16 protein-coding genes are annotated in these 22,341 nt (G+C 69.0%); 10 read left to right on the top strand and 6 right to left on the bottom strand.

The features are described from left to right. The first annotated feature begins 1 nt into the window (after position 1). The 10 genes from rplL to AC02VZ_RS23490 all read left to right on the top strand — a co-directional run bounded on the left by rplL (position 2) and on the right by AC02VZ_RS23490 (position 15,628). The gene (rplL, locus tag AC02VZ_RS23535; protein WP_192229761.1) at positions 2–388 is read left to right on the top strand and encodes a 50S ribosomal protein L7/L12; all 387 of its coding nucleotides are present in this window, start codon (positions 2–4) and stop codon (positions 386–388) included. A gap of 600 nt (positions 389–988) precedes the next feature. Continuing rightward, positions 989–4,474, top strand: a complete 3,486-nt coding sequence (gene rpoB / locus AC02VZ_RS23530; RefSeq protein WP_432054996.1) for a DNA-directed RNA polymerase subunit beta — start codon at positions 989–991, stop codon at positions 4,472–4,474. Between the two features lie 111 nt (positions 4,475–4,585). After that, positions 4,586–8,497 (top strand): DNA-directed RNA polymerase subunit beta', encoded by a 3,912-nt coding sequence (locus tag AC02VZ_RS23525; RefSeq protein WP_362090578.1) that lies wholly within the window; start codon positions 4,586–4,588, stop codon positions 8,495–8,497. Between the two features lie 345 nt (positions 8,498–8,842). Continuing rightward, positions 8,843–9,400 (top strand): DUF1707 and DUF4190 domain-containing protein, encoded by a 558-nt coding sequence (locus AC02VZ_RS23520; protein ID WP_432054997.1) that lies wholly within the window; start codon positions 8,843–8,845, stop codon positions 9,398–9,400. Between the two features lie 271 nt (positions 9,401–9,671). Beyond that, a complete protein-coding gene (gene rpsL / locus AC02VZ_RS23515) occupies positions 9,672–10,043 on the top strand; it encodes a 30S ribosomal protein S12 (RefSeq protein WP_003948652.1) in 372 nt (123 codons plus the stop codon). A 2-nt stretch (positions 10,044–10,045) separates the two neighbouring features. After that, entirely contained in the window at positions 10,046–10,516 is a 471-nt protein-coding gene (gene rpsG, locus AC02VZ_RS23510; RefSeq protein ID WP_003998848.1) for a 30S ribosomal protein S7, read from the top strand. A gap of 38 nt (positions 10,517–10,554) precedes the next feature. Further along, positions 10,555–12,681: an elongation factor G gene (gene fusA / locus AC02VZ_RS23505; RefSeq protein ID WP_432054998.1), complete on the top strand. Its 2,127-nt coding sequence runs from the start codon at positions 10,555–10,557 to the stop codon at positions 12,679–12,681. Positions 12,682–12,851: 170 nt separating this feature from the next. Then, complete coding sequence (gene tuf / locus AC02VZ_RS23500; protein ID WP_476476333.1) at positions 12,852–14,045, top strand: elongation factor Tu; 1,194 nt, start codon at positions 12,852–12,854, stop codon at positions 14,043–14,045. 193 nt (positions 14,046–14,238) lie between these two features. Then, positions 14,239–15,165 carry a hypothetical protein gene (locus AC02VZ_RS23495; protein WP_476476332.1) on the top strand — a complete coding sequence of 309 codons (927 nt, stop codon included), beginning with the start codon at positions 14,239–14,241 and terminating at the stop codon, positions 15,163–15,165. 58 nt (positions 15,166–15,223) lie between these two features. After that, positions 15,224–15,628 carry a hypothetical protein gene (locus AC02VZ_RS23490; RefSeq protein ID WP_476476331.1) on the top strand — a complete coding sequence of 135 codons (405 nt, stop codon included), beginning with the start codon at positions 15,224–15,226 and terminating at the stop codon, positions 15,626–15,628. Between the two features lie 93 nt (positions 15,629–15,721). Here the strand turns inward: AC02VZ_RS23490 and AC02VZ_RS23485 are convergent, their stop codons facing one another. From AC02VZ_RS23485 to AC02VZ_RS23460, 6 genes are all read right to left on the bottom strand, one after another. Continuing rightward, entirely contained in the window at positions 15,722–17,110 is a 1,389-nt protein-coding gene (locus AC02VZ_RS23485) for an alpha-lytic protease prodomain-containing protein (protein WP_476476330.1), read from the bottom strand. Between the two features lie 137 nt (positions 17,111–17,247). Continuing rightward, on the bottom strand, positions 17,248–18,171 hold the full coding sequence (locus tag AC02VZ_RS23480) for a LysR family transcriptional regulator (protein ID WP_476476329.1): 924 nt from the start codon (positions 18,169–18,171) through the stop codon (positions 17,248–17,250). A gap of 92 nt (positions 18,172–18,263) precedes the next feature. After that, on the bottom strand, positions 18,264–18,941 hold the full coding sequence (locus AC02VZ_RS23475; protein WP_476476328.1) for a toxin glutamine deamidase domain-containing protein: 678 nt from the start codon (positions 18,939–18,941) through the stop codon (positions 18,264–18,266). Beyond that, complete coding sequence (locus AC02VZ_RS23470; RefSeq protein WP_432055070.1) at positions 18,938–20,014, bottom strand: ADP-ribosylglycohydrolase family protein; 1,077 nt, start codon at positions 20,012–20,014, stop codon at positions 18,938–18,940. The genes AC02VZ_RS23475 and AC02VZ_RS23470 overlap by 4 nt, the downstream gene beginning before the upstream one ends. A gap of 615 nt (positions 20,015–20,629) precedes the next feature. Further along, entirely contained in the window at positions 20,630–21,250 is a 621-nt protein-coding gene (locus tag AC02VZ_RS23465; protein WP_476476327.1) for a TetR/AcrR family transcriptional regulator, read from the bottom strand. Between the two features lie 205 nt (positions 21,251–21,455). Continuing rightward, positions 21,456–21,668 carry a hypothetical protein gene (locus tag AC02VZ_RS23460; protein WP_476476326.1) on the bottom strand — a complete coding sequence of 71 codons (213 nt, stop codon included), beginning with the start codon at positions 21,666–21,668 and terminating at the stop codon, positions 21,456–21,458. Positions 21,669–22,341: the final 673 nt, after the last annotated feature.

The following is a 22,341-nucleotide window of genomic DNA, read 5'->3' as shown; positions in this document are numbered from 1 at the left end:
CATGGCGAAGCTCACCCAGGACGAGCTGCTTGCCCAGTTCGAGGAGATGACCCTCATCGAGCTCTCCGAGTTCGTGAAGGCCTTCGAGGAGAAGTTCGACGTCACCGCCGCCGCCGCGGCCGTGGCCGTCGCGGGCCCGGCCCAGGGTGGCCCGGCTGCCCCGGCCGAGGAGGAGAAGGACGAGTTCGACGTCATCCTCACCGGCGCCGGCGACAAGAAGATCCAGGTCATCAAGGTCGTGCGTGAGCTGACCTCGCTGGGTCTGAAGGAGGCCAAGGACCTCGTCGACGGCACCCCGAAGCCGGTCCTCGAGAAGGTCAACAAGGAGCAGGCCGAGAAGGCCGCCGAGTCCCTCAAGGGCGCCGGCGCCTCGGTCGAGGTCAAGTAGGACCTCGCGGATCCGGCAGGATCCGCAGCACGTCCCACGGGATGTGTAACGCGTCAGCACGGAAGAGCGATCATCCATCCGGGTGGTCGCTTTTCCGTGTCTGAGGGGCCCGGCGGCGGCTGCCTTGCCCCCGGGACGGCGGGGGGTATGGTGATCTTTGATGTGCCTCGACGGGCCGCCAGGGGTCGCCCGGTGGACGACGGCCCGGGCAAGGGGGGCCTTGACGAACCGCACGCAGCGCGCAATTCTCAGGACGCGTCGTCACAAGGATCCGAATCCGAGGCATGGATCGACGGCGAAGAGGGCAGTATCACCGTGCGTTGAGGGCAGCGCCTTGTCGCAGGAGTTGAGAACAACGAGGGCCTCCGAGGGTCTCGAAAACCCGCACTGGACATCAGTGTGCCAAGTGGCTACACTGACCCTTTGCGCTGCCTGTTAGCTGTCCCCTGCCCGTCACCAGGGGCATGCCCTCGCTCGAGCACAGACGATGGGACCATCTCTGACCTGGCCTTTCCGGGCCTCATCAGAGGGCTCCAGGTCCGTGCACAGTGGGGGGCCGGTACGCGCGTAGTGAGTCCGAGCCCTCGGAAGGACCCCCTCTTGGCCGCCTCGCGCACTGCCTCGACCGCGAATACGAACAACGGCGCCAGCACCGCCCCGCTGCGCATCTCCTTTGCAAAGATCAAGGAGCCCCTCGAGGTTCCGAACCTTCTCGCGCTCCAGACCGAGAGCTTCGACTGGCTGCTCGGCAACGATGCCTGGAAGGCTCGCGTCGAGCAGGCTCTGGACAACGGTCAGGACGTCCCCACCAAGTCCGGTCTGGAGGAGATCTTCGAGGAGATCTCCCCGATCGAGGACTTCTCCGGGTCGATGTCGCTGACCTTCCGCGACCACCGCTTCGAGCCGCCGAAGAACTCCATCGACGAGTGCAAGGAGCGCGACTTCACGTACGCCGCCCCGCTCTTCGTCACCGCCGAGTTCACCAACAACGAGACCGGCGAGATCAAGTCCCAGACCGTCTTCATGGGCGACTTCCCGCTCATGACGAACAAGGGCACCTTCGTCATCAACGGCACCGAGCGTGTCGTGGTGTCGCAGCTCGTCCGTTCGCCCGGCGTGTACTTCGACTCCAGCATCGACAAGACGTCCGACAAGGACATCTTCTCCGCCAAGATCATCCCGTCCCGGGGTGCCTGGCTGGAGATGGAGATCGACAAGCGCGACATGGTCGGCGTCCGCGTCGACCGCAAGCGCAAGCAGTCCGTCACCGTCCTGCTCAAGGCGCTCGGCTGGACCACCGAGCAGATCCTCGAGGAGTTCGGCGAGTACGAGTCGATGCGCGCCACCCTGGAGAAGGACCACACCCAGGGCCAGGACGACGCGCTGCTCGACATCTACCGCAAGCTGCGTCCGGGCGAGCCCCCCACGCGTGAGGCCGCGCAGACGCTGCTCGAGAACCTCTACTTCAACCCCAAGCGCTACGACCTGGCCAAGGTCGGCCGCTACAAGGTCAACAAGAAGCTGGGCACCGACACCCAGCTCGACGCCGGTGTGCTGACCGTCGACGACATCATCGCGACGATCAAGTACCTGGTGAAGCTGCACGCCGGTGAGATCGAGACCGTCGGCGACAACGGCCAGCCGGTCGTCGTCGAGACCGACGACATCGACCACTTCGGCAACCGCCGCCTGCGCAGCGTCGGCGAGCTGATCCAGAACCAGGTCCGCACCGGTCTGGCGCGCATGGAGCGCGTCGTCCGCGAGCGCATGACCACCCAGGACGTCGAGGCGATCACGCCGCAGACCCTGATCAACATCCGGCCGGTCGTCGCCTCCATCAAGGAGTTCTTCGGCACCAGCCAGCTGTCGCAGTTCATGGACCAGAACAACCCGCTGTCCGGGCTGACGCACAAGCGTCGTCTGTCCGCGCTCGGCCCGGGTGGTCTCTCCCGTGAGCGGGCCGGCTTCGAGGTCCGTGACGTGCACCCCTCGCACTACGGCCGCATGTGCCCGATCGAGACGCCCGAAGGCCCGAACATCGGTCTGATCGGCTCGCTCGCCACCTACGGCCGGGTCAACGCGTTCGGTTTCGTCGAGACCCCGTACCGCAAGGTCTTCGAGGGCCAGGTCACCGACCAGGTGGACTACCTGACCGCCGACGAGGAGGACCGCTTCGTCCTCGCCCAGGCCAACGCGCCGCTCACCGACGACCTGCGCTTCGCCGAGGCCCGCGTCCTGGTCCGCCGCAAGGGCGGCGAGGTCGACTACGTCAGCCCCGAGGACGTCGACTACATGGACGTCTCGCCGCGCCAGATGGTGTCGGTCGCGACCGCCATGATCCCGTTCCTCGAGCACGACGACGCCAACCGTGCCCTCATGGGCGCGAACATGATGCGCCAGGCCGTGCCGCTTATCAAGAGCGAGTCCCCGCTCGTCGGCACCGGCATGGAGTACCGCTCCGCCGTCGACGCCGGCGACGTGGTCAAGGCCGAGAAGGCGGGTGTGGTCCAGGAGGTCTCCGCGGACTACATCACCACCGCGAACGACGACGGCACGTACATCACGTACCGCCTGCACAAGTTCGCCCGCTCCAACCAGGGCACCTCGGTCAACCAGAAGGTCATCGTCAGCGAGGGCGACCGGATCATCGAGGGCCAGGTCCTGGCCGACGGTCCGGCCACCGAGAACGGCGAGATGGCGCTCGGCAAGAACCTGCTCGTGGCGTTCATGCCGTGGGAGGGCCACAACTACGAGGACGCGATCATCCTGTCGCAGCGCCTCGTGCAGGACGACGTCCTCTCCTCGATCCACATCGAGGAGCACGAGGTCGACGCCCGGGACACCAAGCTCGGCCCCGAGGAGATCACCCGGGACATCCCGAACGTCTCCGAGGAGGTCCTCGCCGACCTCGACGAGCGCGGCATCATCCGCATCGGTGCCGAGGTCATCGCCGGAGACATCCTCGTCGGCAAGGTCACCCCCAAGGGTGAGACCGAGCTGACCCCCGAGGAGCGCCTGCTGCGCGCGATCTTCGGTGAGAAGGCCCGTGAGGTCCGTGACACCTCGCTGAAGGTGCCGCACGGCGAGACCGGCAAGGTCATCGGCGTGCGCGTCTTCGACCGCGAGGAGGGCGACGAGCTTCCCCCCGGTGTGAACCAGCTGGTGCGCGTCTACGTCGCGCAGAAGCGCAAGATCACCGACGGTGACAAGCTCGCCGGCCGTCACGGCAACAAGGGCGTCATCTCCAAGATCCTGCCGATCGAGGACATGCCGTTCCTGGAGGACGGCACCCCGGTCGACATCATCCTCAACCCGCTCGGCGTCCCGTCCCGCATGAACCCGGGACAGGTCCTGGAGATCCACCTCGGCTGGCTCGCCAGCCGCGGCTGGGACGTCTCCGGTCTCGCCGAGGAGTGGGCGGAGCGGCTCCAGGCCATCGGCGCCGACCGCGTCGAGCCCGGCACCAACGTCGCCACCCCCGTCTTCGACGGTGCGCGCGAGGACGAGCTGGCGGGTCTGCTGCAGCACACCATCCCCAACCGCGACGGCGAGCGCATGGTGCTCCCGTCCGGCAAGGCGAGGCTGTACGACGGCCGCTCCGGCGAGCCGTTCCCGGAGCCGATCTCCGTCGGCTTCATGTACATCCTCAAGCTGCACCACCTGGTCGACGACAAGCTGCACGCCCGCTCGACCGGCCCCTACTCCATGATCACCCAGCAGCCGCTGGGCGGTAAGGCTCAGTTCGGTGGCCAGCGGTTCGGCGAGATGGAGGTGTGGGCACTCGAGGCGTACGGCGCCGCCTACGCGCTCCAGGAGCTGCTGACCATCAAGTCCGACGACGTCACCGGCCGCGTGAAGGTCTACGAGGCCATCGTCAAGGGCGAGAACATCCCCGAGCCCGGCATCCCCGAGTCCTTCAAGGTGCTCATCAAGGAGATGCAGTCCCTGTGCCTGAACGTGGAGGTGCTGTCCAGCGACGGTATGTCCATCGAGATGCGTGACACCGACGAGGACGTCTTCCGCGCTGCGGAGGAGCTCGGCATCGACCTGTCGCGGCGCGAGCCGAGCAGCGTCGAAGAGGTCTGACGGGAGCCGCGGTCCGGAGGTTCAGCGATGAATTCCCCTGAACCTCCGGGCCGGCCCCAGGACCCCGTTTCAGACCCCACGACTTACGACCCTGAGAGGGATTGACGCATAGTGCTCGACGTCAACTTCTTCGACGAGCTCCGGATCGGCCTGGCCACCGCTGACGACATCCGTCAGTGGAGCCACGGCGAGGTCAAGAAGCCCGAGACCATCAACTACCGCACACTCAAGCCGGAAAAGGACGGACTCTTCTGCGAGAAGATCTTCGGTCCGACCCGGGACTGGGAGTGCTACTGCGGCAAGTACAAGCGCGTCCGCTTCAAGGGCATCATCTGCGAGCGCTGTGGCGTCGAGGTCACGCGCGCCAAGGTGCGCCGTGAGCGGATGGGCCACATCGAGCTCGCCGCGCCCGTCACGCACATCTGGTACTTCAAGGGTGTCCCGAGCCGGCTGGGCTACCTGCTCGACCTGGCTCCCAAGGACCTCGAGAAGGTCATCTACTTCGCCGCGTACATGATCACGTACGTGGACGAGGAGCGCCGCACCCGCGACCTGCCCTCGCTGGAGGCCCACGTCTCCGTCGAGCGCCAGCAGATCGAGAACCGCCGCGACGCCGACCTGGAGGCCCGCGCCAAGAAGCTCGAGACGGACCTCGCCGAGCTGGAGGCCGAGGGCGCCAAGGCCGACGTGCGCCGCAAGGTGCGCGAGGGCGCCGAACGCGAGATGAAGCAGCTGCGCGACCGCGCGCAGCGCGAGATCGACCGCCTCGACGAGGTGTGGAACCGGTTCAAGAACCTCAAGGTCCAGGACCTGGAGGGCGACGAGCTGCTCTACCGCGAGCTGCGCGACCGCTTCGGCACCTACTTCGACGGCTCGATGGGTGCCGCGGCGCTGCAGAAGCGCCTGGAGTCCTTCGACCTCGACGAGGAGGCCGAGCGCCTCCGCGAGATCATCCGCACCGGCAAGGGCCAGAAGAAGACCCGTGCCCTCAAGCGGCTGAAGGTCGTCTCCGCGTTCCTGCAGACCTCCAACAGCCCCAAGGGCATGGTGCTGGACTGCGTGCCGGTCATCCCGCCGGACCTGCGTCCGATGGTGCAGCTGGACGGTGGCCGCTTCGCGACCTCCGACCTGAACGACCTGTACCGCCGTGTCATCAACCGCAACAACCGCCTGAAGCGGCTTCTCGACCTCGGCGCGCCCGAGATCATCGTGAACAACGAGAAGCGCATGCTCCAGGAGGCCGTGGACGCGCTCTTCGACAACGGCCGTCGTGGCCGCCCGGTGACGGGCCCCGGCAACCGTCCGCTGAAGTCGCTGTCCGACATGCTCAAGGGCAAGCAGGGCCGCTTCCGCCAGAACCTGCTCGGCAAGCGCGTGGACTACTCCGCGCGTTCCGTGATCGTCGTCGGTCCGCAGCTGAAGCTCCACCAGTGCGGTCTGCCGAAGGCGATGGCGCTGGAGCTGTTCAAGCCGTTCGTGATGAAGCGCCTGGTCGACCTGAACCACGCGCAGAACATCAAGTCGGCCAAGCGCATGGTCGAGCGCGGCCGCACGGTCGTGTACGACGTGCTGGAAGAGGTCATCGCGGAGCACCCGGTTCTGCTGAACCGTGCGCCCACGCTGCACCGCCTCGGCATCCAGGCCTTCGAGCCGCAGCTGGTCGAGGGCAAGGCCATTCAGATCCACCCGCTCGTGTGCACCGCGTTCAACGCGGACTTCGACGGTGACCAGATGGCCGTGCACCTGCCGCTGTCCGCGGAGGCGCAGGCCGAGGCCCGCATCCTGATGCTGTCCTCGAACAACATCCTCAAGCCCGCGGACGGCCGTCCGGTGACGATGCCGACCCAGGACATGGTCCTCGGTCTGTTCTTCCTCACCACCGACGGCGAGATGCGCGAGCTGAAGGGCGAGGGCCGGTCGTTCGCCTCGGTCGCCGAGGCGATCATGGCCTTCGACGCGGGCGAGCTGTCGCTCCAGTCGAAGATCGACGTCCGCTTCCCGGTCGGCACCATCCCGCCGCGCGGCTGGACCCCGCCGGTGGGCGAGGACGGCGAGCCCGTCGGCGGTGCCGAGTGGCAGCAGGGCGACCCGTTCCGGCTGACGACGACCCTGGGCCGCGCGCTCTTCAACGAGCTGCTGCCCGAGGACTACCCGTTCGTCGACTACGAGGTGGGCAAGAAGCAGCTCTCCGAGATCGTCAACGACCTCGCCGAGCGCTACCCCAAGGTCATCGTGGCGGCCACGCTCGACAACCTGAAGTCGGCCGGCTTCTACTGGGCCACCCGCTCCGGCGTCACCGTCGCGATCTCCGACGTCGTCGTCCCCGAGGCGAAGAAGGAGATCGTCCGCGGCTACGAGGCGCAGGACGAGAAGGTCCAGAAGCAGTACGAGCGCGGTCTGATCACCAAGGACGAGCGCACGCAGGAGCTCATCGCGATCTGGACCAAGGCGACCAACGAGGTCGCCGAGGCGATGAACGACAACTTCCCGAAGACCAACCCGATCTTCATGATGGTGAACTCGGGTGCACGAGGCAACATGATGCAGATGCGTCAGATCGCCGGTATGCGTGGTCTGGTGTCGAACGCGAAGAACGAGACGATCCCGCGTCCGATCAAGGCGTCGTTCCGTGAGGGCCTGTCCGTGCTGGAGTACTTCATCTCCACGCACGGTGCCCGTAAGGGTCTGGCGGACACCGCCCTGCGGACCGCCGACTCGGGTTACCTCACCCGTCGTCTGGTCGACGTCTCCCAGGACGTCATCATCCGCGAGGAGGACTGCGGCACCGACCGCGGCCTCAAGCTGCGGATCGCCGACCGCCTCGAGGACGGTTCGCTGCGCAAGACGGAGAACGTCGAGACCTCCGTGTACGCGCGCTGCCTCGCCGAGGACATCGTGGTCGACGGCTCGGTGCTGGCCCCGGCCGGCACGGACCTGGGCGACGTGCTCATCGAGGAGCTCGTGGGCCGCGGCGTCGCGGAGGTCAAGACCCGCTCGGTCCTGACCTGCGAGTCCGCCGTCGGCACCTGCGCCATGTGCTACGGCCGTTCGCTGGCCACCGGCAAGCTGGTCGACATCGGTGAGGCGGTCGGCATCATCGCCGCCCAGTCCATCGGTGAGCCCGGCACCCAGCTGACGATGCGTACCTTCCACACCGGTGGTGTGGCCGGTGACGACATCACCCAGGGTCTGCCGCGTGTCGTCGAGCTCTTCGAGGCCCGTACCCCGAAGGGTGTCGCCCCGATCTCCGAGGCGGCCGGCCGCATCCGGATCGAGGAGACCGAGAAGACCAAGAAGATCGTCGTCACGCCCGACGACGGCAGCGACGAGACGGCCTACCCGATCTCCAAGCGCTCCCGTCTGCTGGTCGGCGAGGGCGACCACGTCGAGGTGGGCCAGAAGCTCACCGTGGGTGCCACCAACCCGCACGACGTGCTGCGCATCCTGGGTCAGCGTGCCGTCCAGGTCCACCTGGTCGGCGAGGTCCAGAAGGTCTACAACTCGCAGGGCGTGTCGATCCACGACAAGCACATCGAGATCATCATCCGGCAGATGCTGCGCCGGGTGACGATCATCGAGTCGGGCGACGCGGAGCTGCTGCCCGGCGAGCTGGTCGAGCGGTCGAAGTTCGAGACCGAGAACCGTCGTGTGGTCCAGGAAGGCGGTCACCCGGCCTCGGGTCGTCCGCAGCTGATGGGTATCACCAAGGCCTCGCTGGCGACGGAGTCCTGGCTGTCGGCCGCCTCCTTCCAGGAGACGACCCGGGTGCTGACGGACGCGGCGATCAACGCCAAGTCCGACAGCCTCATCGGCCTCAAGGAGAACGTCATCATCGGTAAGCTCATCCCGGCCGGTACGGGCCTGTCCCGCTACCGCAACATCCGGGTCGAGCCGACCGAGGAGGCCAAGGCTGCGATGTACTCGGCCGTCGGCTACGACGACATCGACTACTCGCCGTTCGGCACCGGCTCCGGCCAGGCCGTTCCGCTGGAGGACTACGACTACGGTCCGTACAACCAGTAAGCGAGCCGCTTGATCCGAGGGGCGGTCACTCCGTACGGGGTGGCCGCCCCTCGGCGTGTCCCGGGGGGCGGGACGTCGGGGGCGGGCGGGACGGACGTTCGGGGCCGGAGCCGGCCCTCGGCGGGGCCCGGGAGGGCCGGGGCGCGCAGGCCCCCCGGAAGCTGGTCGGAGGCTCCCGGGGGCGCCCGATTCCCCCGCGCACGCCGGGGTGTGGCCCCGCTCACGCCGGGCGCGCGGGGGCGCCGGGAACCGTCCGGCCCACGGTTTCCGTCCGTAACAGTGCCGGAAACGTCCGCTCCAGCGCATCATGGAGGGACCCGGTGTCAACGGGGGAGATGGTGCTCGGTGTCGCATTCGCCGTATCCGCAGTGGCAGCCCTGGCAGCAGGGGCCCGGCGTTCCGCAGCCATGGGCCGGCCAGGCCGGCTCCCCGATGCTGGCCTCGCACGCCGACCGGGAGCGGGCCGTCGACGTGCTCCGGTCCGGGTACGGCGAGGGCCGGCTGGAGAAGTCCGAGTTCGACCGGCGCGTGGCACGGGCCTACGCGGCCCGTACGGTGGGCGAACTGGCCCTGCTGGTGGCCGACCTGCCCCAGGGGCCGGTGGCGCACCCGGCGCCCCCGGTGGGCGTTCCTCCGGCCTTCCTGCCGGTGCCGCCGAGGCCGCGGACGAACGGCAAGGCGGTGGCGGCGGCCGTCTGCGGCGGGCTGTGCCTCTTCACGGCCGGGCTCACCGGCATTCCGGCGGTCATCCTCGGCCATTCGGCGCGCTCCGAGATCCGGCGGACCGGTGAGGAGGGCGACGGGTTCGCGCTCGTCGGACTGGTGCTCGGCTGGCTGTCCACGGCCGGCTGGGTCCTGCTGTTCATGGTGTCGTTCGCGCTGGCACTCACCTCGGCGGGCTGAGACGCGGACGGGCCCTTGACGAGGTCGGGGGCATGGCCCATTTGTTTTGACCGCAGCGAATGCGATAGGTACGCTCAGACCTTGTGCCTGGGGTGTGCCCTGGCCTTCGTGCGTGCCTTTCCACCGCACTGAGGGCTGTGAACGGCCACCGCAATCTGCGCATTCTTTCTGCCTTGCGGCGGGAGTCCGCGTGATTCGACACACCCGACCGCGTGGGTCGGTGACGTTCCAGGTTAGCTGTACCCATCGGCACACAGAAACCGGAGAAGTAGTGCCTACGATCCAGCAGCTGGTCCGCAAGGGCCGGCAGGACAAGGTCGAGAAGAACAAGACGCCCGCACTTGAGGGTTCGCCCCAGCGTCGTGGCGTCTGCACGCGTGTGTTCACCACCACCCCGAAGAAGCCGAACTCGGCCCTGCGTAAGGTCGCGCGTGTGCGTCTGACCAGCGGCATCGAGGTCACGGCCTACATTCCGGGTGAGGGACACAACCTGCAGGAGCACTCCATCGTGCTCGTGCGCGGCGGCCGTGTGAAGGACCTGCCGGGTGTTCGCTACAAGATCATCCGTGGCTCGCTCGACACCCAGGGTGTCAAGAACCGCAAGCAGGCTCGCAGCCGTTACGGCGCCAAGAAGGAGAAGTAAGAATGCCTCGTAAGGGCCCCGCCCCGAAGCGCCCGGTCATCATCGACCCGGTCTACGGTTCTCCTCTGGTGACCTCCCTGATCAACAAGGTGCTGCTGAACGGCAAGCGCTCCACCGCCGAGCGCATCGTCTACGGCGCCATGGAGGGCCTGCGCGAGAAGACCGGCAACGACCCGGTCATCACGCTGAAGCGCGCTCTCGAGAACATCAAGCCGACCCTCGAGGTCAAGTCCCGCCGTGTCGGTGGCGCCACCTACCAGGTGCCGGTCGAGGTCAAGCCCGGCCGTGCCAACACCCTGGCGCTGCGCTGGCTGGTCGGTTACTCCCGCGCCCGTCGCGAGAAGACCATGACCGAGCGTCTGCTGAACGAGCTCCTCGACGCCTCCAACGGCCTGGGTGCCGCTGTGAAGAAGCGCGAGGACACGCACAAGATGGCCGAGTCCAACAAGGCCTTCGCCCACTACCGCTGGTAGTCGAAACCCCTTCGAAACCGAGAGAAGACTGAAGCCTTATGGCTACCACTTCGCTTGACCTGGCCAAGGTCCGCAACATCGGGATCATGGCCCACATCGACGCGGGCAAGACGACCACCACCGAGCGGATCCTGTTCTACACGGGCGTCTCCTACAAGATCGGTGAGACGCACGAGGGCTCCGCGACCATGGACTGGATGGAGCAGGAGCAGGAGCGTGGCATCACGATCACCTCTGCTGCGACCACCTGTCACTGGCCGCTTGAGAACATCGACCACACCATCAACATCATCGACACCCCGGGCCACGTCGACTTCACCGTCGAGGTGGAGCGCTCGCTGCGCGTCCTCGACGGTGCCGTCACGGTGTTCGACGGCGTGGCCGGTGTCGAGCCGCAGTCCGAGACGGTGTGGCGTCAGGCGGACCGCTACGGCGTTCCGCGTATCTGCTTCGTGAACAAGCTCGACCGCACCGGTGCCGAGTTCCACCGTTGCGTCGACATGATCTCCGACCGTCTGGGTGCGCAGCCGCTGGTCATGCAGCTGCCCATCGGCGCCGAGGCCGACTTCAAGGGCGTCGTCGACCTCGTGACGATGAAGGCCTTCGTCTGGTCCGCCGAGGCGACCAAGGGCGAGATGTACGACACCGTCGACATCCCGGCCACGCACACCGAGGCCGCCGAGGAGTGGCGCGGCAAGCTGCTCGAGGCCGTCGCGGAGAACGACGAAGAGCTGATGGAGCTGTACCTGGAGGGCACCGAGCCCACCGCGGAGCAGCTCTACGCGGCCATCCGTCGGATCACCATCGCGTCCGGCAAGGGCGGCGGCACCACCGTCACCCCCGTGTTCTGCGGCACCGCGTTCAAGAACAAGGGCGTGCAGCCCCTGCTCGACGCGGTCGTGCGCTACCTGCCCTCCCCGCTCGACGTCGAGGCCATCGAGGGCCACGACGTCAAGGACGCGGAGAAGGTCATCGAGCGCAAGCCGTCGGACGAGGAGCCCCTCGCCGCCCTCGCGTTCAAGATCATGAGCGACCCGCACCTCGGCAAGCTCACCTTCGTCCGTGTGTACTCCGGCCGTCTGGAGTCCGGCACCCAGGTGCTGAACTCCGTGAAGGGCAAGAAGGAGCGCATCGGCAAGATCTACCGCATGCACGCCAACAAGCGTGAGGAGATCGAGTCGGTGGGCGCCGGCGACATCGTCGCCGTCATGGGCCTGAAGCAGACCACCACCGGTGAGACGCTGTCCGACGACAAGAACCCGGTGATCCTGGAGTCCATGGACTTCCCGGCGCCGGTCATCCAGGTCGCCATCGAGCCCAAGTCGAAGGGCGACCAGGAGAAGCTCGGCGTCGCGATCCAGCGCCTGGCCGAGGAGGACCCCTCCTTCCAGGTCCACTCGGACGAGGAGACCGGCCAGACCATCATCGGCGGCATGGGCGAACTGCACCTCGAGGTGCTGGTCGACCGCATGCGCCGTGAGTTCAAGGTCGAGGCCAACGTCGGCAAGCCGCAGGTCGCGTACCGCGAGACCATCCGCAAGTCGGTCGAGAAGGTCGAGTTCACCCACAAGAAGCAGACGGGTGGTACCGGCCAGTTCGCCCGCGTCATCATCGCGATCGAGCCGATCGAGGGCGGCGACGCCTCGTACGAGTTCGTCAACAAGGTGACCGGTGGCCGCGTGCCGAAGGAGTACATCCCTTCGGTCGACGCCGGTGCGCAGGAGGCCATGCAGTTCGGCATCCTCGCCGGCTACGAGATGACCGGTGTCCGCGTGACGCTGCTCGACGGTGCCTACCACGAGGTGGACTCCTCCGAGCTCGCGTTCAAGATCGCCGGTTCGCAGGCCTTCAAGGAGGCCGCGCGCAAGGCCAGCCCCGTGCTCCTCGAGCCGATGATGGCCGTCGAGGTCACCACGCCCGAGGACTACATGGGTGAGGTCATCGGCGACATCAACTCCCGCCGCGGCCAGATCCAGGCCATGGAGGAGCGCGCCGGTGCCCGCGTCGTGAAGGGCCTCGTGCCCCTGTCGGAGATGTTCGGCTACGTCGGAGACCTCCGCAGCAAGACGTCGGGTCGCGCAAGCTACTCGATGCAGTTCGACTCCTACGCCGAGGTTCCGCGGAACGTCGCCGAGGAGATCATCGCGAAGGCCAAGGGCGAGTGACGGGCTCCGTTTAACGGACGGCGTCCCCACGCCTTAGGCTTGACCCCGGAGCTTGCAGGTGGGTGTCCCGCCGCCATCCTGGCGGGACACCCCGGGCCCGGGTTTCCCAGCACAGATCACCTGGCGCCGATGAAGTAAGGCGTACAGAACCACTCCACAGGAGGACCCCAGTGGCGAAGGCGAAGTTCGAGCGGACTAAGCCGCACGTCAACATCGGCACCATCGGTCACATCGACCACGGTAAGACGACCCTCACGGCCGCCATTACCAAGGTGCTGCACGACGCGTACCCCGACCTGAACGAGGCCTCGGCCTTCGACATGATCGACAAGGCGCCGGAAGAGCGCCAGCGTGGTATCACGATCTCGATCTCGCACGTCGAGTACCAGACCGAGTCGCGTCACTACGCCCACGTCGACTGCCCCGGTCACGCGGACTACATCAAGAACATGATCACCGGTGCCGCCCAGATGGACGGCGCGATCCTCGTGGTCGCCGCGACCGACGGCCCGATGCCGCAGACCAAGGAGCACGTGCTCCTGGCCCGCCAGGTCGGCGTTCCGTACATCGTGGTCGCCCTGAACAAGGCCGACATGGTGGACGACGAGGAGATCCTGGAGCTCGTCGAGCTCGAGGTGCGCGAGCTCCTCTCCGAGTACGAGTTCCCGGGCGACGAGGTTCCGGTCGTCAAGGTCTCCGCTCTGAAGGCCCTGGAGGGCGACAAGGAGTGGGGCAACTCGGTCCTCGAGCTCATGAAGGCCGTGGATGAGTCCATCCCCGAGCCCGAGCGTGACGTCGACAAGCCGTTCCTGATGCCGATCGAGGACGTCTTCACCATCACCGGTCGCGGTACGGTCGTCACCGGCCGCATCGAGCGTGGTGTCCTCAAGGTCAACGAGACCGTCGACATCATCGGCATCAGGCCGGAGAAGACCACCACCACGGTCACCGGCATCGAGATGTTCCGCAAGCTGCTCGACGAGGGCCAGGCCGGTGAGAACGTCGGTCTGCTGCTCCGCGGCATCAAGCGCGAGGACGTCGAGCGCGGCCAGGTCATCATCAAGCCGGGCTCGGTCACCCCGCACACCGAGTTCGAGGCCCAGGCCTACATCCTGTCGAAGGACGAGGGTGGCCGCCACACCCCGTTCTTCAACAACTACCGCCCGCAGTTCTACTTCCGCACGACGGACGTGACCGGCGTGGTGACCCTCCCCGAGGGCACCGAGATGGTCATGCCGGGTGACAACACCGAGATGAAGGTGGAGCTCATCCAGCCCGTCGCCATGGAGGAGGGCCTGAAGTTCGCCATCCGTGAGGGTGGCCGGACCGTGGGCGCCGGCCAGGTCACCAAGATCAACAAGTGAGCTTGCTGATCTGACCTGGTAGCTCCACTGCGAGCACCTGGGAAGGCCCGCACGACTTCGGTCGTGCGGGCCTTCTGCGTGCGTGCGGGCCCTCCTGTGTTGTGGCGTCAGCTCCGGCGGTGTCGGTCACTCGTTCGGGGGGAGTCCGGGCATCTGCGCGAGGCTGACCCGTCGGCGTCCATAGTTTGGCGCCATGGTCAGCTCATCCCATGAGGCACTGCACCGGATCTTCCAGCAGGAACCGGGCCTCTTCGCCCGCGCCGCCAGGCATCTGGGCGTCGCCTTCCCCCCACCCCTGTCCGCGTCCGAACTCTCCACCGACCTCACGGAGACGCGGCCCTTGGAGCGTCGGGTGGACACCTTGCTGCGCATGGAGACCGAGGACGGCAGTTTCGTGCTGGCGGTCGAGTCGCAGAGCGCGCCCAGCGCGGACAAGCCCGCCAGCTGGGCCTACTACCTCTCCCACGTGTACGCCAAGTACGGCATCCCCCCGGTGCTGCTCGTCGTGTGCCCGGACCGGAAGACGGCTGCATGGGCCGCCCAGCAGTTCGACATCGGCCCCCGACAGTGGCCCTCCCTCACCCTGCGGCCGCTGGTCCTGGGGCCGAATGACGTGCCGGTGATCGACAGCCCCGACGAAGCCGCCCGGGACATTCCGCTCACGATCCTCTCGGCTGCTCTTCACCGTTGCGAGCCGGAAGCCGATGCCATACTGAACGCGTTGGCAAAGGCGCTGAAAAGCCTGTCGGCCGACGACGAGACCACCGCCGGCACCTTCATCGAACTCACGGAACAAGGCCTCGGCACGTCCCGGGCCGCGGATCTCTGGAGGCATCTCATGGCCGTCGACCTCTCCTTCTTCCAGTCGCAGACAGCACAGAAGCTCCGGCAGGAGGGGCGCGAGGAGGGCCGTGAGGAGGGTCGAGCCGAGGGGCAGGCGAACGCGCTCCTTCTGCTGCTGCGCCATCGGGGCGTCGAGGTGACCGACGGGGACCGGGAGCGCATCGAGAGCTGTGACGACCTCGACGTGCTGGATCTCTGGCTCACCCGGGCCATCGCCGCCACCTCGATGGCGGAGGTCTTCGCACCAGCCGGAGAGACGTCGGGAACCGCTGACTGACAGGGCGTTCTGCACGGCCGTGCGGCTGCGGGGGCGTCGCACCGGGTGGCGGTGGGGGATGGTGGGCGACGGCGGGGAGCAGCCCGCGGAGCGCGTCGGCTGCACGGACGAACAAGGCCTCGGCACGTCCCGGGCCGCGGATCTCTGGAGGCATCTCATGGCCGTCGACCTCTCCTTCTTCCAGTCGCAGACAGCACAGAAGCTCCGGCAGGAGGGGCGCGAGGAGGGGCGTGAGGAGGGCCGTGAGGAGGGGCGGGCCGAGGGGCGGGCCGAGGGGCGGGCGAGTGCGCTCCTTCTGCTGTTGCAGCATCGGGGTGTCGAGGTGACCGAGGGGGACCGGGAGCGCATCGAGAGCTGTGACGACCTCGAGGTGCTGGATCTCTGGCTCACCCGGGCCATCGACGCCACCTCGATGGCGGAGGTTTACGCAGCGGGCGGGGAGACGTCGGGCACGGCTGACTGACCGGCCGGTTCTGCACGGCCGAACGGCCCCGGGCGCGTCGTCAGGACGTGCCCGGGGCCGGTCCGTTCCCCCGTCGAGATGGTCAGCCGGTGGTCACACGCGCTGCCACAGTGCCGGGACGTTCGGGGGCTCCCAGCCGGTCTGGGCCTGGTGGCCCTGGAGGCAGCGGTAGGTGGCGCCGCCGTAGGTGACCGTGTCGCCGGCCCGGTAGACGCTGCCGGCCGCCCAGGTGCCGCCCGGCTCCTCACCGGGGGGCTCCTCGTCGTCCCCGCCGGTCGTCTTCAACGTCAGGCCGTAGTTCTGCAGCAGCGGGTTGAGCGGCTGGTAGTACGTCGTGCCGCCGCTGCTGCAGTTGCCCGAGCCGCCCGAGGTGACGCCCTGGGCCTGGCTGCCGGAGATGTAGGAGCCGCCGGAGTCGCCCGGCTCCGCGCACACCGAGGTGCGGGTGACGCCGGTGATGGTGCCCTCGGGGTAGGTCACGCTGGTGTTGTGCTGCTGGATCACGCCGCAGTGCCAGCCGGTGGTGGAGCCGGAACGGCAGATCGAGGCACCGACCGGGGCCTGCGTGGAGCCGGTGACCTGGACGTTCTGGCCGCTGGAGCCCTTCACGTACGGCGTGGCCGTCCAGGAGGAGTTGGTGGCCACCCAGGCCATGTCGCGGCCCGGGAAGACGGAACCCTGGAAGGTGCCCTGGGCGACCCGGTTGTGGCCGCTGGTGGCGGCGCCGGTCCGGCCGCAGTGGCCGGCGGTGGCGTAGCCCTGCTGGGTGCCCTTGGTGACGGGGAAGCCGATGGAGCAGCGCCCGCTGTTGTTGATGTAGTACGCCTCGCCGCCGCGCAGGTCGTAGAGCGGGCGGGGCTGCTCGGCGGACTTCTCCACGCGGGCGAGCGAGCTGCTGACGCCGGCTGCGGAGAGCAGGGAGCGGGCTGCGGATGGGCGTACGGCCTGCACGACGACCTGGTTGCTGCGGACGTCGACGTACCAGACGGGGGCCCCGGTGGTGTCGCGGCCGGTGGCGGCCTTGTCGAGTCGGGCCTTGGCGGCGTCCAGCTCGGCGAGGGAGTGGCGGACGACGGCGGCTTCGGCGCCCCGTGCCTCGATGGCCGGCACGTCGCGGGTGTCCGTGGTCGCCACGGTCAGGGTGCCGGAGTCGGCGCCGGACACCCACGCGCCCGCGAAGTCGGCTCCGAGTGCCAGGCTCAGCCGGCCCGCGGTGGCTCCGGCCTCGGCCTCGTTCACCAGCCGCCGTTCCGCCTGCTTCCGGTCGATGCCGAGGTCGCGTTCCATGGACTTCAGCAGGGCGGGCGGGGCGGCGTCGGTGCGCAGGGTGTCGGCGGCCGAGGGTGCGTCGCCGGGCCGGGCGTCGGAGGGGGTGCCCGCGTTCGCGGAGCCGCTGAGCCCGGCCACGAGCAGGGCGGCCGTCGCGGCCAGCGCGGCGCCTGCGGCACCGGCCCGGGGGTGTCGTCTGAGCAGGGAGGACATGGGGCATCTCCTCGGTGTCTCGGGTGGGGAGGTGCCGAAACCGTAGGGAGGGTCAGCGGGCCGCCATAAGACGTCGGCCGACCCCCTGCACGGCGTTATGGGAGGGCCGGGGGCGCCGGGTCGCGGCGGGCGGAGAGCTAGGCGGTGTAGCTGTCGCAGCGCGCCGCCACTCCCGCGTGCGCCATCCGCGCCTGGGCCAGGACGGTCGTGGCGAGGACGTCCCGCTGGGCCACGGTGTGCCAACCGAGGAGGTGCCGCCAGGTGAGGGGAGTGCCGGTGAGCGGGCGGGTGATGATGCCGGGCGTGGTGGGGAAGGTGGCGCGGCACATCCCGAGCGCGCGGCCCACCTGGACGAGGTGCACCAGGGCCGCCGTGTCGGTCTCGTACATGCGCCGGGGGGTGAACCCGGCGCGGGCGCAGGCCGCCGTGAAGCAGTCCCCGAAGCAGCCGTCGCCGGGGACGACAGCCCACTCCGCGTCGGCCAGTTCGGCCAGGTCCAGCTCCGCGCGGTGGGCGAGCGGGTGGCCGTCGGCGAGCATCACGAACACCGGGTCGACCGCGACCTCGCGCCACTCCAGTCCGTCGGCGGCGGGCGGGGGAGCGGAGCCGCAGGTCCCGGCGAGCGCGAAGTCCAGCCGGCCCTCGACCAGCAGCCGGGCCAGCTCCCGGTCGGACCAGGAGGTGCAGGTGCTGACCCGGGCCTCGGGCACCGCGTCGGCCAGCCGGTCCACGAGCGCGCCCAGCAGCGGACCGTGTGTGCCGCCCAGCCGGAGGTGGGCGGTGGTCCGTGGCGTACGGGCGAACCGGGCCGCCTCCTGCTGGAGTTCGGTCACCGCGGGCAGGACGACCCGGGTGCGTTCCAGCACGAGTTCGCCCAGCGCCGTGACCCGCACGCCGTGGCGCCCGCGCTCGAACAGCGCGCCGCCCAGGGCCCGTTCGATCCGCTTGAGCTGGGCGCTCAACGCGGGCTGGGCCAGCCCCAGTTCGGTCGCTGCCCGGGTGAGGCTGCCCGCGTCCGCGATCGCCCTGATCGTCTTCAGATGCCGCAACTCCAGCTCCATGAGGGGAGCTTGCGACGTGCCGGGGCCGGGGGCAAGGGGTTGGTACGTACCAGAACCGGGGAAGGGGTGCGGGCCCGACGGAAGCGGCCGGGTCAGGCGTTCCCGCCGCCGGGCGGTGCGAGCAGCAGACGGAGCTCGCGCACCCCGCCGGTCTCCAGCTTGGCCGGCGATGCGGTCATGGCGTCGAGGAGGACCACGCGGCCGTCGTTGTTGTGCGCGTGGACGAGGTGGCCGGTGATTTCCTGGCCGCCGAGTTCCCGCCGGACCCAGATCAGGCCCCGGGCGTCGGGCCCGGCCCCGGTGAGCGCGCGGACGACGTCGTCCCAGTCGCCGGCCGGGGTCTCCCGGAACCCCGGGAAGTAGCGCCGGACGAGTCTTCCCCACCAGCCCGGGGCCTCGTGGCCGGGAGCCCACGGCAGCGGACTGGCCTTGGTTCCGTCGATCCGGTGGTGCAGGGCCACCGCCCGGCCGCGGATGTTGAGCCGCTTGGGCTGGGACACCAGCCGGTCGGCGAGTACCCAGGCCGGTGCGGAATCGAGGTCGGCGAGCGGGGCGCTGGGGGAGGGGTGGAAGGGGAGCCCGCTGTACCGGGGGACGACGACCGACGCCGCCAGCATGGGCGTGCGGGGGAAGCCGGGCTGTGTCACGGACCGGCAGGCGAGCAGCCAGGCCGTCGGGGTCTCGTGCACGGGGTCGGGCGCGCTCAGCTCGACCAGACCGCCGTACGTCTGCCGGAGCCATTCGGTGGCCGGCCGCGCGGGCCGGTTCACGCGCGGCGCCCCGGCGCGGTCCCGCGCCCCGGGGCGCCCCAGCGGGCGTGGGTGTGGCCCGCGTCCCACGGGGTGACCAGCGGCCGCACGCGGTCCCCGTACTCCAGGGCGCGCACCCAGTCGGCGGGCCAGGCCGGGCCGCCGACCGAGGCCCCGGCCAATGCTCCGGCCAGGGCCGCGATGGAATCGGAGTCGCCGGAGGAGAACGCGGCCCGCTGGACGACGGCGACGGGCTCCTCGGGGAAGAGCAGGAAGCAGTAGAGGGCGGCCGCCAGCGCCTCCTCGGCGATCCAGCCGCCACCGGCCACCTCGCACGGGTCGCGCTCCGGGTCCGGCTGTGCGAGGGCGGCGGCGACCGTGTCCAGGGCCGCCAGGGTCTCGTCCCAGCCGTGGGCGATGAACGCGACGGGGTCGGAGGCGCCGGCCCGTTGGGCCAGGTCACCGAGCCAGTCGCCGTGGTAGGTCCGGCGTGCCGACCGGCCGTAGTGGCGCAGGCGCGGCAACAGCTCCGACGGGTGGCAGTTGTGGGCGAGCAGCCACACCGCGTGCGCCGTCAGGTCGCCGGCGGCCAGCGCGGTGGGGTGGCCGTGGGTCAGCGCCGCCTGCAACTGGGCCGTCCCGGCCCGCTGTTCGGCCGTCAGACGGGGCAGCAGGGCGACGGGCGCGACCCGCATGTTGGCCCCGCACCCCTTGGAGGGCAGCACGGTGGCCTCCTGCCACGGCACGCCGCGTTCGAGGGCCGCACAGGCGTCGAGGCAGGTCCGGCCCGGGGCCCGGTTGTTGTCGGGGGAGCGCAGCCAGGCCACGAAATGCTTGCGCAGGGCCGGTTCGACCGTCGCCGCCGTCACGGAGGAGACGCCGTCCAGCGAGGCCTCCGCGAGGGCCTCGACCACGGCCAGTGTCATCTGGGTGTCGTCCGACACCCGGGCCACCCCGTCCTGCACGGGCAGCTCCAGCTGCCGCCAGGAGCCGTAACGCCGGGTGAGCGTCGCGAGGTCGAGGAACTCGGTCGGACAGCCCAGGGCGTCGCCGATGGCGAGGCCGTAGATCGAGGCCACCGCTCCGCCCTTGATCGTGTCCTGGCGCCACCTACGTCCCGTGAGGTCGTCGAGGACGGCGATGCTCTCGGCCTCGGCGAGGGAGCCGGCGACGATGTGGGAACCGCCCGCGGAGGACGGGTTCCTCAGCATCTCCTCCAGCACGTGGGTGGGCCGTTCGCCGCGTTCCTTCGCGCGGTGCAGGCGGAAAACCCATGCGCCGGCCATGTTGGACTCCGCAGGGCTCGCCGTGCTGTGCACCAGCACGCCGGCGGCGTCGTCCTCGTCGTTGCCCCATACGTAACCGATCACCCGGTTCTCCGGGTTGGCGATCGCCACGTAACGCACCGGGCGTCCCGTGTGCCGGGAATAGCGCGGTGGTCCTCCCGGAACGATGAAGCCGCCGACGCTTTCGGCGAAGCGGGGGTTGGGTCCGCGGTCATGGTCCTCGGTTGTCACGGCGGGTGATTCTCCCTGAGGGGAAGTGCCGTGAAGCACCCGGCGGGGCGGACACCGGCGACCCCGGGGGCGTGCGGGACCGACGGGCCCCGGCCAGTCGTCGGCCGGGGGGATTGCAGGGGCGTGCGAGGGGCGGGCCTCTGTGGCACAGGTCGTGCCAGCCCCGGTCACCGCTTTCGTGCCCTCCCGAATTCAGCCCCGCCGCAGCCCCGTGATCAGCAGCTCGACCAGTCGGCGGGGGTCGTAGTCGGGGTCGTTCTCGCCGCCGATGCAGAGGTTTCCGACACCCCGCAGGAGGGCGAACGGCTCGATGGAGGCGCGGAGTTGGCCCGCCTCGGACGCGGCGTCGAGAAGCCGGCCGCAGACCGGGACCAGGCGGTCCAGGAAGTAGGTGTGCAGGGCCTCGAAGCCGGCCTGGTCGGAGCGGAGGACGTCGGCGAGGCCGTGCTTGGTGACCAGGAAGTCGACGAACAGGCCGATCCACTGACGCAGGGCCTCGAACGGTGAGGCGCTGCTCTCCAGCAGGGCCGGACCCGCCTCCGCGCAGGCCTCCACCTGGTGCCGGTAGACGGCGATGATCAGGTCGGAGCGGGTGGGGAAGTGCCGATAGATGGTGCCCAGCCCGACGCCCGCCCGGGCCGCGATGTCCCGCACCGGGGCGTCCACGCCCGAGGCGACGAAGGCCGCGGCGGCCGCGTCGAGCAGCGCGGCCTTGTTGCGCCGCGCGTCCTTGCGCCGGGAGCCGCCGGCCGCACCCTCCGTGCTGCCGACGCTGTTTCCGACGCCACCGTCGCCCTGGCTGCTGTGGCTCACCGCGCCGCTCCTTCCGTCCCAGTCGTCGGAACATTGTTCCGTTTGCGCATGATGGCAGAACGGAAGCGCGGCACCAAGGTGTGCGTGCGGTGGCGGGCGGTGGACGGGCCGACGGAGACTCCTGTCATCGGTACCCCCGGTGGAGGGAACGGGAGCGGGGGAGCCCTGACTGCGACTCCTCCCGAAGGCGGGGAACGCGTCCGGATCAGCGTGCGAGGGCCTGGACACTCACGAACCAGCGGACTGAGCCCTCCGCATTCACCGTGAAGTCGGCCTTCTGCGCGGCCTCCAGGTTCCACTGGTGCCCCACCCTCTTCACGGACGCGCCGGAGCAGCCGACGGTGAATCCGCCGAGCTTTTCGAGAGTGAGCTCGATGTCCACCGACTTCGAGACGGAGCTGCAGTTCACCTTGATCACGACCTCCCCCCTTCGGCAGTTCGACCGTGCCGAATCGCATGACGCCGGGCCGGGGGCCCGCCGAGAATATCTCCTCGAACTCGGGCTCGCGCTCGGGGGCTGTCAGTTTCTCCTGGGGAGGGGGTGCGATGGTCGATGGGGACGTGGAGGGAAAGGGAGGGGCGGGTCCGTCGGAATCTCCCTTTCCCGTGCAGGCGGCCAGTGCGCCGCACAGGAGGATCACGGAGCTGAGCGCCGCACGTCGTGGTGTTGTCAGAAGTTCGTCCCCCATGCGTGAACCCGGTGGTCGTGGTCTTGTTCTCCGTGCTCGCAGTTCTCCGTGAGACCCGTGTTTTCTTGTGGTGGGACAGCTGGTGGTGCTGTTTCGCTCAACGTCGTTCCCCCGATAAAGGTGATAGGAAGTGAGGATGGTCGGCCCTCGACCGGTCAGGTCGTGGGCACATCATGAAATGAGTTCGCTGCGTGGGGATTCTGAGCGGCGTTATGCATTCGTGATGCCTTGGGTATTTCTTGAGGTGCCGAAAGGTGCTCCCTTTCGGCGGGGATCACCTGTGCCATGAATGGGGGGTGCCCCTATCTCTTTCGTCAAGGGGCGGGTCGGTTGATTGGTGATGTTTCAGGTGGCTTGGGGGGCGGTGTGAGGTTGGAAGAACGTGCCGTCGCGGAGCATGGC

Source organism: Streptomyces sp. 3-6 (assembly GCF_056323165.1).
This window is presented reverse-complemented; position numbering and strand designations above follow the sequence as displayed.

Bases quoted from the DNA above. Each gene is read 5' to 3' on its own strand.
- AC02VZ_RS23485 (WP_476476330.1), bottom strand. From the start codon at position 17,110: ATGTCCTCCCTGCTCAGACGACACCCCCGGGCCGGTGCCGCAGGCGCC.
- AC02VZ_RS23480 (WP_476476329.1), bottom strand. From the start codon at position 18,171: ATGGAGCTGGAGTTGCGGCATCTGAAGACGATCAGGGCGATCGCGGAC.
- fusA (WP_432054998.1), top strand. From the start codon at position 10,555: ATGGCTACCACTTCGCTTGACCTGGCCAAGGTCCGCAACATCGGGATC.
- AC02VZ_RS23495 (WP_476476332.1), top strand. From the start codon at position 14,239: ATGGTCAGCTCATCCCATGAGGCACTGCACCGGATCTTCCAGCAGGAA.
- rplL (WP_192229761.1), top strand. From the start codon at position 2: ATGGCGAAGCTCACCCAGGACGAGCTGCTTGCCCAGTTCGAGGAGATG.
- AC02VZ_RS23490 (WP_476476331.1), top strand. From the start codon at position 15,224: ATGGTGGGCGACGGCGGGGAGCAGCCCGCGGAGCGCGTCGGCTGCACG.
- rpsG (WP_003998848.1), top strand. From the start codon at position 10,046: ATGCCTCGTAAGGGCCCCGCCCCGAAGCGCCCGGTCATCATCGACCCG.